This is a genomic window from Aureibaculum luteum, assembly GCF_003449015.1.
Classification (GTDB): domain Bacteria; phylum Bacteroidota; class Bacteroidia; order Flavobacteriales; family Flavobacteriaceae; genus Aureibaculum; species Aureibaculum luteum.
In genome coordinates this window covers 44,506-58,964 of record NZ_QRGD01000012.1, presented here as the reverse complement: position 1 = coordinate 58,964, position 14,459 = coordinate 44,506, and the positions used below count along the sequence as shown (strand labels likewise).

General features: G+C 32.0%; 10 protein-coding genes. All 10 read right to left on the bottom strand.

Translation table 11 applies throughout. The annotated features are described in order from the left end of the window. Positions 1-34 precede the first annotated feature (34 nt). The 10 genes from D3P13_RS20245 to D3P13_RS20200 all read right to left on the bottom strand — a co-directional run bounded on the left by D3P13_RS20245 (position 35) and on the right by D3P13_RS20200 (position 14,453). The gene (locus D3P13_RS20245) at positions 35-1,765 is read right to left on the bottom strand and encodes a tetratricopeptide repeat protein (protein ID WP_117885184.1); all 1,731 of its coding nucleotides are present in this window, start codon (positions 1,763-1,765) and stop codon (positions 35-37) included. 34 nt (positions 1,766-1,799) lie between these two features. After that, the gene (locus tag D3P13_RS20240) at positions 1,800-2,315 is read right to left on the bottom strand and encodes a YybH family protein (RefSeq protein ID WP_117885182.1); all 516 of its coding nucleotides are present in this window, start codon (positions 2,313-2,315) and stop codon (positions 1,800-1,802) included. A 193-nt stretch (positions 2,316-2,508) separates the two neighbouring features. Further along, positions 2,509-3,246 (bottom strand): methanethiol S-methyltransferase, encoded by a 738-nt coding sequence (mddA, locus tag D3P13_RS20235; RefSeq protein ID WP_117885284.1) that lies wholly within the window; start codon positions 3,244-3,246, stop codon positions 2,509-2,511. Between the two features lie 369 nt (positions 3,247-3,615). Beyond that, on the bottom strand, positions 3,616-4,647 hold the full coding sequence (locus tag D3P13_RS20230; RefSeq protein ID WP_117885180.1) for a hypothetical protein: 1,032 nt from the start codon (positions 4,645-4,647) through the stop codon (positions 3,616-3,618). Between the two features lie 158 nt (positions 4,648-4,805). Further along, positions 4,806-5,489, bottom strand: a complete 684-nt coding sequence (locus D3P13_RS20225) for a hypothetical protein (protein WP_117885178.1) — start codon at positions 5,487-5,489, stop codon at positions 4,806-4,808. 26 nt (positions 5,490-5,515) lie between these two features. Next, on the bottom strand, positions 5,516-7,690 hold the full coding sequence (locus D3P13_RS20220; protein WP_157972977.1) for a hypothetical protein: 2,175 nt from the start codon (positions 7,688-7,690) through the stop codon (positions 5,516-5,518). A gap of 14 nt (positions 7,691-7,704) precedes the next feature. Then, positions 7,705-9,630: a hypothetical protein gene (locus tag D3P13_RS20215; protein WP_117885174.1), complete on the bottom strand. Its 1,926-nt coding sequence runs from the start codon at positions 9,628-9,630 to the stop codon at positions 7,705-7,707. A 92-nt stretch (positions 9,631-9,722) separates the two neighbouring features. After that, complete coding sequence (locus tag D3P13_RS20210; protein ID WP_157972976.1) at positions 9,723-11,462, bottom strand: hypothetical protein; 1,740 nt, start codon at positions 11,460-11,462, stop codon at positions 9,723-9,725. A gap of 8 nt (positions 11,463-11,470) precedes the next feature. Beyond that, entirely contained in the window at positions 11,471-13,309 is a 1,839-nt protein-coding gene (locus D3P13_RS20205; RefSeq protein ID WP_117885170.1) for a hypothetical protein, read from the bottom strand. 16 nt (positions 13,310-13,325) lie between these two features. After that, on the bottom strand, positions 13,326-14,453 hold the full coding sequence (locus D3P13_RS20200) for a hypothetical protein (protein WP_117885168.1): 1,128 nt from the start codon (positions 14,451-14,453) through the stop codon (positions 13,326-13,328). Between the last annotated feature and the right edge of the window lie 6 nt (positions 14,454-14,459).

The following is a 14,459-nucleotide window of genomic DNA, read 5'->3' as shown; positions in this document are numbered from 1 at the left end:
TCAATGTTTTAATTTCTATTTTCCGATGTTATGATTACAACACAGAACTTTCTATTTCAATATCGGCATGTTCCCATGCCTTTTCAAATTCTACTTTTATCTTTTTTGCTTCTTCCATTTTACCTTGAGCTTTTAAGCTATGATATAAGCCAGTTAAAGACCATCCGTTTTGTCTTAAAATATTCAAATCTTCCTTATATATCTTTTCAGCTTGACTAAATTTACCAGCTTTTAAAAGTACCGCTCCCAAATTTTGTCGTGTAGGTATGTGCCATGCAGCGGGTTCTGTATAGGTTAATCCATCTTCAAAAATAACTGCGTTTTCAAGGTGTTCTATTGATGTTGAATAATCACCTTTTAATGCTGCTAACTCTCCTGCCACCACTTCAAAAGCAATATTAGCGGCATGGATAGATGCATTGTTTGCAGTGGCTACTAATGTTTCTAAATCAGGATCTTTCTTAAGTACAGCAATAGCATCCAACTCTTCTTGAGCCTCCTTTACATTACCTTTTCTTACAAAAGCAATTCCACGAGCGTAATGCTGCATAAGACTCAAATGCTTAATTTTCGGATTAGGAGCAGGTATCGTCAAAATCTCATTCCATTTTCCAAACCGCGTGTATGCTAATAACGGTGTAGCAGCAAAATCTTGTAAAAACGTTAAGGTTTCTAATTCTCCCGTTGGTACTTTTTCAGCGGTTTTTTTGGCCGCATCTATAGCAATATCACTAGCTCCAAGTAAACTAGCTGATGACCATAAAAAATGAATGTTATGTGGGTAATAACCCAAAGGGTATATACCTTGAGCAAAACATTGTGAAATATAATCTTCATCTGCCAAAATTGCGGCTTGATTCACTTTAACAGCATCTAAATATCTTCCCACTCTAATATAAATATGTGAAGGCATATGAACAATATGACCAGCTCCTGGCATTAAAGTAATAAGTTTATCTGCACTTGCTACACCCATATCTGGATAAGGTAATTCTACCATATGGATATAGTAATGATGCCCACCAGGGTTTTCAGGTTCAAGCTCCATTGCTTTTTCAAGAGCTACTTTGGCTTCTTTAATATTTGGGGATGGATTTCCATCTTTATCCCAATAATTCCAAGGCACTGTGTTCATTACTGATGCCGCATACAAAATTTGAATATTTACATCTTCAGGATATTGTTGAACCACTTTTTTCATAGCGTTCATATAGGCCGAATTCAGTTCAGCAACATCTTTTGTTAAATCAGTACTATATCTTGCAGATAATGCATTAATCAATGCTTTTTCCTTGGGACTAGCCTTAGACAATAACTGTAAGGCTTTGTCCATTGCCTCATTTATTTTTTGTTTCCGTTCATCATCTGGTAGTGGGTCATTTATATTTGGACCTAATGCAAATGCTTGTCCCCAATACGCCATGGCAGTGTTAGGGCTTAGCCGAGCCGTTTCCAAAAAAGAACGATGTCCTTCTGCATGATTGAAAGCGTAACTCAATTTCATTCCTTGATTAAAAAAGGCTTGCACCCGCTCATTTTTGGTGCTAATAGTGAAATTAAGATTTCCCAAATTTTCAAAAAGTGGAGAGATTTGTCTTGTAGTGTCTATGTCTGTCAATAAATACTTAGTTGACGTACATTTAATAAAATTTAATCCTGCCTTGGCTGGTCGCTCTGAAGTAATTTCTGAAAATGTTATATTTAAAAAATAAGCTATTGGCAATAGCATCAGGCTAAATAAAATAAAGTTAGTTTTTGTTTTCATAATTGCTCGTTTTGGAAATTAATAACTATTTGACCTAATCTTCTTTCTTCAATGGAGAATGATGTTCATGAACTATTTTCCAACCTTCTTCTGTTTTTACAAATAGTAAGGTTATTTGATCATTAACAACAACGAGATCCTCACCAAATTTTAATTGGAAATCAGAATGAAATGTTACATTAGCGACGTCTCCGTAAACTGCAATCTGCATATCTTTTGCATCAAATTTCACTACTTCTGTAACACCACTAAAAACTTTACGTTCATAGGTTTCATTTGCTTCTCCTCCATTACGAAGTGCACCATCTTTAAATTCAGTAAACTTTGGTCCATAAGCATGGAAGGAAATTAATTTATCCATATCACCATCCTTTAAACTTTGTGCAATGGCCTCAAAGGTTTCGACTATTTCCTTTTTTGCTTCTGGAAATTCATCGTTTACTAAATCAATTTTAACTTCTTCAACGACTACTTTTTGTTCTTTTTCTTTACATCCTATTACTAAAATTCCGAAAATTAAGAGTAAAGCAAGTGGAAATTTTGTTTCCATGTGTTTTAAATTTTATATTGTTTGTAAAAATTGGTTATTGAATTCTTAAGAATATTAAATTAATTATTTTCAATTTAAAATTCCAATCAATTAGGACGGGATTAAATTATAATTGTCCCTATGTCACGTAATATTTATCGGTGTGATTATTTTATCTCTTCAAAAGATCAACATAGGTTATATGCAATCACTTTTAACTTTTTTTAAATTTAGAAAATGGAATTATCATTGGCACCTCTTTTTGATACTCTTCATACTCTTCTCCAATTATCTTTTTTAAATCCTTTTCTTCTAGTAATTTGACCGCAACGAATATATATGTTGTGGTTACAACTGCAAACAAAAGGCGTCCAAGAGTCATTGTAGGAGCAGCCCAAAAGGCAATAATAAAACCGAGCATCATAGGATGTCTTATTAATTTGTAAAAATAATTTACCTGAAAAGGCGGATAGGTCAATTTCCGATCTTTAAAGTTTTCGTAAATCTGACTAAGCCCAAATAATTCAAAATGACTGATCATAAAAGTTGATAAGAGCACGATTAACCAACCCGAAAAAAATATAACGGTAATGATCAAAGAAATTGGCCCATCAGTGTTCCAGACAATTTCCGTCATAGGTTGCCATTTCCAATACATTAACAATAAAATAAGGCTAGATAGTAAAACAAATGTACTTCGTTCAATAGCTGGATTTACATAATTACTCAACCACTTTTTAAAAGCGGGACGTGCCATTATAGTATGTTGCATGGCAAATAAGCTGAGCAATCCAATATTTATAAAGGCGGATTGTAACAAAGGCCCATCAACACCGGTATCAATAGATTTAGGCACTATAATATTTCCTACAAACCCTACAGCATATAAAAATGCGACTAAAAAGACGATGTAAGCTACTATTCCGTATAGGATAACTAGTATTTTATTCATAATATTTAATTTTTTGTAATTTATATAGTTTATACTTTTAAGTTTTACTGAAGCCTTAGAAAGCAAGAAATACTATTCTAAAATCATATTACAATGTTAAAAAATTCTACAAAAAAATACTTTCACTATTTCGTCAATACCTAGCAGTCTTTGTGAATAATAACATTGTGCTCATTTTTATCGTTTAAAATTGTTTTTCTGAAAATCAAGTACTTTCTTATTCTTATGCCTTCTCATTTTTTCTAAGTTTACTGGTTTATAATTTATAAGACTAATGGAGATACAGCTTAAATTTTCAATTTATTGGAAGCTTAGGGGCAGTCCCATTTTAGATTTTTCAAAAATTTACAATCACACGTATAAAAAAAATTAATACTCCGCCACATCCGCCTTAATAGTAACATATTGAGTATTGCCATCTTTACAAGTATAATCAATACTCCTTGGATTATATATTACTCCAAAATTCCCATTCTTATCTTTTCCTCCACCATATGGAGCTAAAAAATAGTTACCAGTTGGTAAAGCTATAGTAGACCAATAAGAAAGCTGTCCTTGTTTATTGAGCTCATTGACAGATGATTTGAATAAAAACGTATTGACTCCATTGGAATTTACTTTATATATACCAATACCATCCGTATGTTTGTCATATATTCCTGTAACCGAAACAACTAATTTACATTTCTTATCCTCTACATATACGCTAACACTTTTAGCCACAGTGCCATTCTTTCCGGTAACTACCAACTTATAAGTTTCAGATTTGTTTAAATGTTCTGAGTATTCACCATCCATTGTCAAAGGCCAACCAAAATTACCCGTTGGAAATTTTATTCGCGACGTAATTTCCCCAAAACTATCATAGAGATGTGCTTTATATGCATTCTTTACTTTCCAGTAAAAACGAACTTGATCCCCTGATTTAATTCTTGTTGGTTCAACTTTAAAATCAAGAATTTCAGGTTCAGTATCAGTTTGAGTATTTTTCTTTTTCTTGAACTTGACATCTAATTTTTCAGTTACTTTACCATAATCATTTTCAGCCACAAGCTCATAAATAGCCGATTTTCTATGCTGGATTTTAAAACTCCTTTTCATAAAAGAGGGCCAACCTATTTCACTATTAGAGCGTTCAGAACGACTTTTTATTTCTAAGCCATCTCTATAGAGTTTTACTCTGTTTGCATTTGTTGTTTTCCAACTGAATTCAATCCAATTGGTTTTTCTCCCATTTTCATCTCCTTTAGTTTTATTAGTTACCATAAATGAAGTAATTGTGGGTAATGAAGATTTATCTTGGTTTTGAGCAGTAGTCGAATATGGCAAAATAAAGCAGATAACAACAACAAAAAAAGAAATGAGTTTAACATTTGTATAATCTTGTTTCCTTTTATTCATGGTACATTTTATTTGCATTGTTTTTTAGTATTCAATTAATGATTTGAATTTTCATATAAATTCATAATAAAAAATCATACCTTATTAATAATAAACTTATCACTAAAGAATGGAAATAGGGCAGTTTTAGCCCTACCTCAATCCTTAAAAGTGTAATATTATTCAGAAGGTTTATTCGTCTGTTCAATTATTAACCCACCTGTTGGAATTTTAACAATATACTTTTTACTCACTTCGTCTTCTGTCATTTCTCTATCTCTAACGGTATTTGTTTCCGTCTCACTATCTTCCATTTCTCCTCCTCCTTTTGCAGAAAAAACCCAAATATCAAGGCCTGCTTCGGCATAAGTCTTCATCATTTCTGTTGTTTCTTCAGATCTTGAAGCTTCGCGTTCAGCTCCAACCTTTGTTGAGCTTATAATTTCTTGTTCGTTGTAACCAAAAGATAATTCAAAGAAAAGTTCATTTCTATCTGGAAGTGTAAACTCAATTATTTCTGACTCCAATCTATATTTATCATCATCCAAAATTGGAGTACTTAGAATTCTATTGTAAGGCTCCTCTGCAGGATAATAAGCCACAAGTATTGTTCCTGAATCTTCTTCATTTATTTCCATCTCAACTGGGAAGAATGCTTTCCCATTATAAACAGAGATATCTTTGTAACTTGTATCATCATAACCATCTACTTCTACAGAAGTTTCTATTCTGAACATTCCTGTTAAAGGTTTACCTTCGTGATCGTTAATGATTAATCGAAAATTAATTGTTTTTTGTGCTTGAATTTGTGAAATACTTATAATAAGTATTGCTCCTAAAATTAATGTGATTTTTCGTTTCATAATTAATTGTTTTAAAATTTATATTATTAATTGGGTAGTTCATCAACTAAAAGTATTCCTGTACTTGTAGTTTTTCTACCAGATTTAATCTCTCTATTTCCAGATAGTCTCCATGTGATTTCGTAATCATATACCTGTATTCCAACAGGTAGCATAAACTCTAATTGCCCACTTAAAACTTCAGCTTTTGTATATATAGTAAATGATTTTATTAAATCTCTCCCACCTAAATTATAATAAACTTTAACATCTACAATTCTAACTTTATTCGCTATTAAAAGTTCTTTTTCTGCACGAATAGTAATTACCTGTCTAGAAATTGGGGGGCTTAGCGTAATGACACTTTTATTTGTACTTAACCAGTCTGTCTCAATATCGTTTCCACCAAAAAAGCTCCAATTAACCTGATAATCATAATTAAACCAATTAGACCTGTTGACATCTCCTTTCCAACCATAAATCATTTTAAACAAGTTGCCTTCTTTTTTAAATTCATTTCGCGTAATTCTAATTTGTTTATAGGTAACTTTTCCTGATTCATGTTTTTTACGTAATTGTATTGTTCCGTAATTGATATATTTAACAAAATCATTCTCATTTAATCCATCCAATACTGTAACTATTTCCCGCTGTTTAAATACATCATCGTCTAAATTGGTTTCTAAAAAACATTTGGGGCAACTTGACCTACTTATCTCTAAGTTACCTCCAAAAGGGGCATTAACGACAGTAGGATGACTCTCTTTAAAACTTATTGAATCTATACCTGTTTTTCTGATTTTCTTGACAGTATAAGATGCCGTGATTTGTATAGAGGGTATTTCCGGTAACTCTTCTAATTCTGCATCGAAAACTTGTGCTATTTTTGTCAAATCACCAGACTTACTTGCTGCTATTGCTTCTGCCTTAGAAGCTTCATTTTCTGCAGATTTCCCTTTCTCAATAGCACTTTCTTTAGCTTTTTTCGCTTCTTTATTTGCCGTAACCACCTTTTTAGCTGCATTTGCTTTTTCTGAAGCAAGAGCATCATCATTATCGTTCACTATTTTTTTATTTTCAACTGCTTTTTTTAAGTCAGCGGCTTTTTTATCTGCTATTTTTGTTGCTTTAACGGCCGCAACACTTGCTCCATTTGCTTTTTTTCTTGCCGCTGATATTGCTTTCTCTGCATCCTTTTTTTCGCTATTCGATTTCTCTAAAGCAGCTTTGTTTTTTTTGGTAGCTTCATCTTTTTTGGCATTATTCCTTTTTATTATTTCGCCCCTTTCTTTTATTACAGTTTTTTTTCTCTCTGCTAATAATTGTGAAGCAGATTTGGCTTTATTCTGAGACTTAGATGGCACTTTAGGTATTGCGGTATCTATATCTTCTTTAAAAAAGGCACCCTTAGCAGCTTTTATGGCCTCCTTTATTGATGACTCAAACGTAAAATTAGCCCCTATGCTTTTAATTTTAATAGCACCATTATTTACTGTTTCCTTAACAAGTGCATCTATATCACTTGAGGCCCAAGAAGTCGCAATTCCTGCTTTAAACCTTTTGGTATTGTATACTTTATCATAATTAATTATTATTAATGCTTCTATTGGAGAGTTATAGCCTGCAATAACCATATCGAAATTGAAGGTGACTACAGGGTTGGGTGTATTAAAAGACTCCCAAAGCAGAGAGGTAGAACGTTTGTCCAATAATAAATTAATAGCAATAAAACTATTATCCATAATGGGTGCTTTCGTTTCTCCTACATATTCATGCGAATCAGGATCATTGAGCTTTGGAACAGAAACATTTACTACTCCGCTTTTATAGGTAACGGCACCGACAATTTTTCCTTTTGGATTAATCCCTTTTAGCTCTTCTTGTGCTTTTTCCACATCTTCTTTAGTTACTTCAAAACCAAAAACACAATGCAGTACACCTCCGCCAATACCTTCGCCTGCATCACTTTCTTCATTATACACCCATTTTATTAAAGAAAATTTAGGAGTACCATCTTCATTATTTGCCAATTTTAATTTATTTGGCAAATACCAATAAGAATTTTTGTCCTTAACGCCTGGATATAATGTTAATCCTCCTACATCCACATTTTTATCTAATACAATTTGCATTGTAAAGTCACTTTTGTTTTGAGAAGACATAGAATCACTAAATCCAAACACTAAGACTAACACTATACAAAACTTTAATAAGGTCTTCATCGTTTATAGTTTTATTAATTTTTTACAATATTTATTACATCTTTAAATCGATCTAATATTCCAGAGGCTTTATTAATACTGCCATCACTTGAAGGTTTTACAATTACTTTACCTGCCTCAATTACCTTTTCAATAAATGCTACATTTTCATCTAACACTTCTGTTGGTATTGCCGCGTATACATAATCATCATTAATCTTGGGTTGCCACCCAAAGGCCATTTTACCTTTTGAAGGGTCTTTATAATCTACTATTAATTGGTAGGCATAACCTTGTGTATCTGCATCCATAAAGATTGTTTTTTCCATAATAGAGACACCTTTAGATACTGTTATGGGAACATTTGTTTGAACTTCCTTGCCAAACTTGTAATACCTAAGTTGAATAGTTGCTCTAACTACTCCCAAAGCAGATAACTCTTCAAGATCAGCTTCGCATTCTACTGTTCTTCCTTCAATTGGGGCTGAAAAGGTGATGCCTGCCAAATCAGCTTTTTTATAGGTTGGGTTTTCAGGGAATAGTTTACCGCCTCGTAAACTACTTTGTATTTTATACTCATAAGCCTCTCCATCCACATCGCTTCCCATTGCATAACTGATTGATTTAGTGGGTCCATTCTCCTTTAAATATGCTAGATCCATTGTAAAGTGTTTATTAAAATCATTGCCTGATTTTCGCTTTTTGCGTACATTAACAGTAACATAATTAATTTCTTTTTCGAAAATATCTATGGCATCTAAGTCTAATATAAAGTCGATAGTTCTGTGCTCGAAAAAGGGGTCATTTAAAGTAACCTCATTTACACATTTTTCATTATCCCTTACAGCATCGTACCAGTCTGCTAAATTACCTGTTACAGAGAAATATTTATTTACAGCCAATTTGGCATCAAAATCAAATACCTGTGTGTTTTTCTGAAAATTAGATTCGAAATAGGTTTTATTGAACGTATATTTTTTTCCGTATTTTATATCTGGCATCGCCTCTTGTTCTTGCTCTGTAGGTGGTGAGGTAGTATTCTCTTCTTCAACATTTGACATTTTATCCAAGAAAAACTGAAAGAATGCTTCTCGCATTTGACTTATTCTATCGTCAGCGATGTTTTCTTCCCATTTTAGCTCTATAATCTTGTTCTCCTCAAGTGTTTCTATAAACTTGTGAACCTCATCATAGTTTCTTGTGTTTTTTTTCCACCACCAATGGCCTTTTTTCTTATTCGAGTACGAAGCTGAGTCTTGTTTAAACTGCGTATGCATTTTCTCCCAATTAATTATTGCCCTTCCTTTAGCAGCAGGCATTTGTACAGCATACTTAAAAGATAATTCTAACGATAAATCTGCAATAGAGCGATCTTTTTCTAAAGATGCTATCATTAATTGTGCTTCTATATTATCCATTTTAGAAGCAAAAGAAGATGCAGCTCCTGGCATTATAGGAGCTCTTTTTGACATAACAACTTTTCCCGCTCTATTTGGATCGGATAACAATGCAGAGATTATTCGAAATGAATTATCGCCATCTGGGGTTACATCAACTGCTCCTTTTAAAATGCTACCTTTTCTTGCTCCTTGTCCTCCGATTTTAAGAATCCCTTCTAACTCTGTTTGTTGCTTTGGTGTCAAACCCCATTCCATTAGCATATGAAATAAGGCACCACTTACACCTCCTTCATTGGCTCCTTTTTCTGTCATGTATTTTAAGAGCATAAATTTTGGTGTACCCTCTTTATCTAAAGATAAATGAGGATTAGTAGGTAAGTAGAAATAATTTTTAGATTTCTGATCAGACATGCTGATTGACTGTCCTAACAATGTCACTTGTAGTCCATCTTTTAGCACAATGGTTAACTTGTTATCACTATCTAATATTTGTGCTTTAATGTTATGAGTATACACTATAAGGCTGATAAATATAACTGCTAGTTTTAAAGTTATTTTCATAATTGAATTTTTAATGTGAAATTAAATTTGTCTTAATATTTATAATTTTATTGTTTTATTATAAAGTATATTTCAGAGGAATTGCATTTTTTTCATTCTTTTGGTATTTCATCAATAAATAAAATTCCATGTGTATTTATTCCTGCTTTTTTTATGGGTTGCTCCCCTTTAACAAACCACATCATGGAGTAGTTTATCGTATCCTGACCACGAGGTAAAGTGACTTCAAATGATTTTTCACTAAGTGTATCAGACGGAAATACTTTTACTCTTTCATTTCGTTTTTCACCAAAAAAATCATAGGAAATATTGATCGAAGTTGCCACAATGTTTTGAATTCTTAGGGTTTCTAATTCTCCCATTATTTCAATTGTTTTTCTGTTAAATGGTACAAATAAATTTATCATAGCGGTAGATTGTTTTTTCCAATCACTACTATAAGAACCACCCCCAACAAACTTCCAAATGGATTGATATTGATACGTTAACCACATATCAATGTCAGTGTCCTTATGATTTAGATAGGAAATTCCAACTTTTCCATCTTTTTTTAGATATGTATCTTTTGTTAAAAAAACTTCTTTAATAGTTTCTGTACCATCTTGATGCTGTTTCTTCATTTTTATTGTAACACTATTTATCATTTTCTCGAACTCTTTCTTTACATCACCATCCAAACCTATAAAGATTTCACGTTGCTGAAAAGTGGGGTCCCAAAGTGGTACTTCCTTGAAAATATTTTGATTACTTCCATATTCTTTATACAAGCTTCCCATATTAAAAGTGATAAAATGAGTTCTATTAACATCACTTCTCCCTTTAAATACTAAATGGCTTTTACCTGTAGTTTTATATTCTTTGTGTTTATAAGCCACATTGAACCCAAAACCTGTTGTATTTCGACTTCCTAAGGCTCCATTTGGACCTATTAATGCTCCTATTGACTCTTCAATACCTCCTTTATTCTCTTCTGATACTTGTTCTAGAGGCACTTTAGTAAACATTAAACCAATAAGTTTGTCATATATAGTTTGTACCAAACTTTCCATAGCTGAATCAGAGCCTACGCTTGTTAGTTTTATTACATTATCTCTTCGCATACTGTCAAATGCTAAACCAATGTCAGCTCCAATAAAATAGGCACTACCGCCAGCATCAAACTTTTTGCTTTTTTTTATTTCAGACCAATCAATATCAACCTCAGCTTCATAACTATCAGTCAATCCGGAAAATGATAATTCAAAAACTAAAGAGACATCTGATGTTGCCATTTTTAAACTTTCCAATAATAATTTAGACTTTAAAGGATCTACGTTAAAAGTAGCTGCGAGATTGGTTCTTTCTGTAATTGGGGTCTCTCCAGACTCTATCACTCTTTTTTCCTTTTTTCCAGATTTTGAGTTTAATATAGAAGACACCATAGTATATCTTCCCTTATTAAATTGAATTGGCCCACTAATTTTGATATCCTTCGTGTTGAATTTTTTTTGTAAAAATATTTTTGCTTCTGCTATTTTTTCTACTGGTGTATTGTATTGAACTAAGAAGTGTAAAATTCCTCCACCATCAGCTTTTGTAATAGAATTACTTGATTCTTCTTTTGTAGGTTTTTCAATAATATAACGCATATAAGAAAATGTTGGTAAACCCTCTTTAGTAAGAGAAAAACCAGCATTCAATGGTAAATACTTAAATGTATTTGGCTGTTTATATACAGGAAAACACAAAAGACCATCTGCCTGTATTCCCTGATCTATCAATATCTTTTGTCCTTGCAAAGAACACAGGAATAGGCAATTCAAGAATAGTATGTTTATATATTTTAGTTTCATCTTTTTTCTTATTGGTTTGGAGTCATCAAAAACAGATAATTTTCATCATTTAACGGCTTGGCCTCTTCTTCTATTTTTTCACTGCCCATATACCAAGTGACTTGATAAATAATTGGCTCATTTTCATCATGGTACACATTTATTTTCGTGGTACTTTCAACATCATCAGCTCTTAATACTTGTACTTTATATGGTGTTGGTTTTCCGTTAAGAATCACAAAAAACCGTATAGTACAAGAATTAATTCCTAATGCACTAAAACTACTCTTGTCAGCATCAATTTCTATATTTCTTTTTTTAAATGGAGGGGTTAATACAATAGATGGCGTATTAGATTTTAACCATTCATCTTTATTCTCAGGAATTTGAATTGTTTCTGACTTCCCTTTTAAACTCCAATTCAGTTTATATTCATAATCTAACCAGTTTGCTTTTTTTAATCCTAGTCGTGGGTATGAAAGCGTTTTATAATTAGTGCCATTTGCCAAGTCTGTATTGTTAAAAATAATATCTTTTGTTATCTCATCTTGACCGGCTTTATAATATTTTTTAAAAGAAACAGTAACAGAATTTAAAATTTCACTAAACGATTCAACATAAGCTAAGTCTATAAGAAACATAATATCTCTCATCATAAAATCGGAGTCATTTAAATTCACAATTTTAAAATACTTATCACCTGCTTCCTCTTTTAGAATATTATAGAGTCCACCAATATTGCCAGAAGAAGTAACTGGCACCTTAATAGTTGTAGATTTATTTAAATTTAAATAGAACTTATTTATTTTGATATCTTCTCTATTTTTAATTACCAATTGATCATCAGTAACATAATTGTCGTTTCTAGTTTTCCCAGAAATGCTTACCCCTGTCAGGCCTATTTTTGTTCCACCAAAAACACTACTGAACCAACCTCTTTTTTGACGCCCTTTAAGTTGACCTTTCTCAACAGCGGTTTCTTTAACAGGTTGCTTTGCCCATCCTATTTCTACATTAAACATTACATCTGTAAGCTTTTCTGTTATTATATTTAATATTCCATCCATGTCACTGGTTTTTACACCTAACCCCTCAGAACGATCAAAGACATCAATGCTAATTAATTGATCTTGTATCATTTTATCAGTAATATCTCTTAATTGCCGTTTGGTAAATCCTCCTTGAATATTTTTTATCTCACTAAAGTGCTTATAAATTGTAGACATTTCAGCAGTAACCACTGCGTTATAGGCTTTTACCTTTGCTTCATAGTATCCGCTTACAACTACCGAAACATCTGATGTTCCACTTTCAAGAGATTTAAATAATAATGTCGCTCCATTCATATTCAATTTTGCAGCAAATGCTGTTTTTCCTCCTTGCGTAAGTGCAGGGCCAGCGGCAATTAGATTTGAAGTAAAAGGATTTTCACCTTCCGTATTTGTTAATATTGATGATATGACCTTGAAACCGGTACTTACATTTTCGCCGCTTTGGGTTTCCTGTAATAATGGAACCGCACCAACAATTCTAGCTCCAGGAACTAGTGATTTAAGTTTTTTTTCTATGGTAGACAAAACCTCTTCAGGTAAATCAAATTGAATAAGGGCATGAAATAATCCTCCACTAGATTCTCCATTCTCTCCAATATATTTGATACCCATCAGTTCAAAATCACCAGCTTTATTAACAGCAATTCTTGGGTAGTCTGGTAAAAAATAAAATGCTTTTTTATCATTACTATCTTGTAACAATTGAATCCCATTTATTGTTCTTCTTCCTTCATCATAATTGACTTGTGAAAAACAATATGTTAAACCAAAACAAAATAATATTAAGGTTACAATTAGCGTCTTATTATATTTCATAATTCATTATTGTTATCTAATTACTTTCAATTTCACTGGTAATATCTAATATACCGTTCCATTGCTTTTTTTCGATCCATTCTTCTCTTTTTAAAGTGCCATCATTATATATTTCTGTTACTCTATACTCATAAGGTTCACTTAATTTTACAGCGTAGATAAATTTTATGGTTTTTGCATAGATATCGGGTTGTTCTTTATAAAAGACATTTTTAAAAACAACTTCTTTTCCATTAACACTTTTTGCCTTAATTTCAACAATTTTTGCGGATAGGTCATCTCTTATCATATTATTGAAATCATAACAATAAACATCTAAGGCTGCATATTCAGAAGGTAGCCGTTCATTAAGATCTACTTGTTTTATTAAGTCTGGCCACTTATCGGTATTGATATCAATGGAAAGTGATCCATTTTTTACAATTGCTTCTGATAAAACATTTACATCTATGGTATTTTCACTGTTCTCGTTTTCAAATTCCTTAATAAGTTCTGTAGAACCTGAAGCTATAACTTCATCTAAATCACCTCCTGAAAACTTTGCTAAAAAAGTATAATTTAGACTTATAGTTGGTCTATTATTTTCTAAACTCTCTTTGAATAATTGAGCATCTTCAGTCTCTAATCGTAATGTAAAATAGCGTTCTTTCCAGTTTTGATCTGCCCCGCTATTTTCTGTGTTTTCAAAAAAACCATTTTTAAAATTTTCAGATAAAGTATCAGTTGTTTTCTTATTTGTAACGTACTCTAGTTCTGTATCTATGTTGCTAATGGCAATTGGTTTTAATTCTTGAATTTTAACACCTGCATTTATTAATTTTGAGATGATTGCATTTATGGTATTTTTAGTTGGGGTATTTATTGCTACTCTAAAATTTATTAAACTTTTAAAACTATTGGAATTTTCATTTTCAGTTACTTTTGTACCCGTATGCCTCATTTGAATAAATTTAAAATTCGGCTTACCTTCTTTATTTTTGACTAATTTTAAACCATAAGCCACATAATAATAGTGTGTCTTCTTTGTAACATCTTGATATATAATAACATTGTCAATTACTCGCCTAGAACTTCTTTTAGGTTGTGAAAATGCATTAAAACTCACTAATAATGCTACTATTAATATGTATCCACTTTTTGACATTTTTAA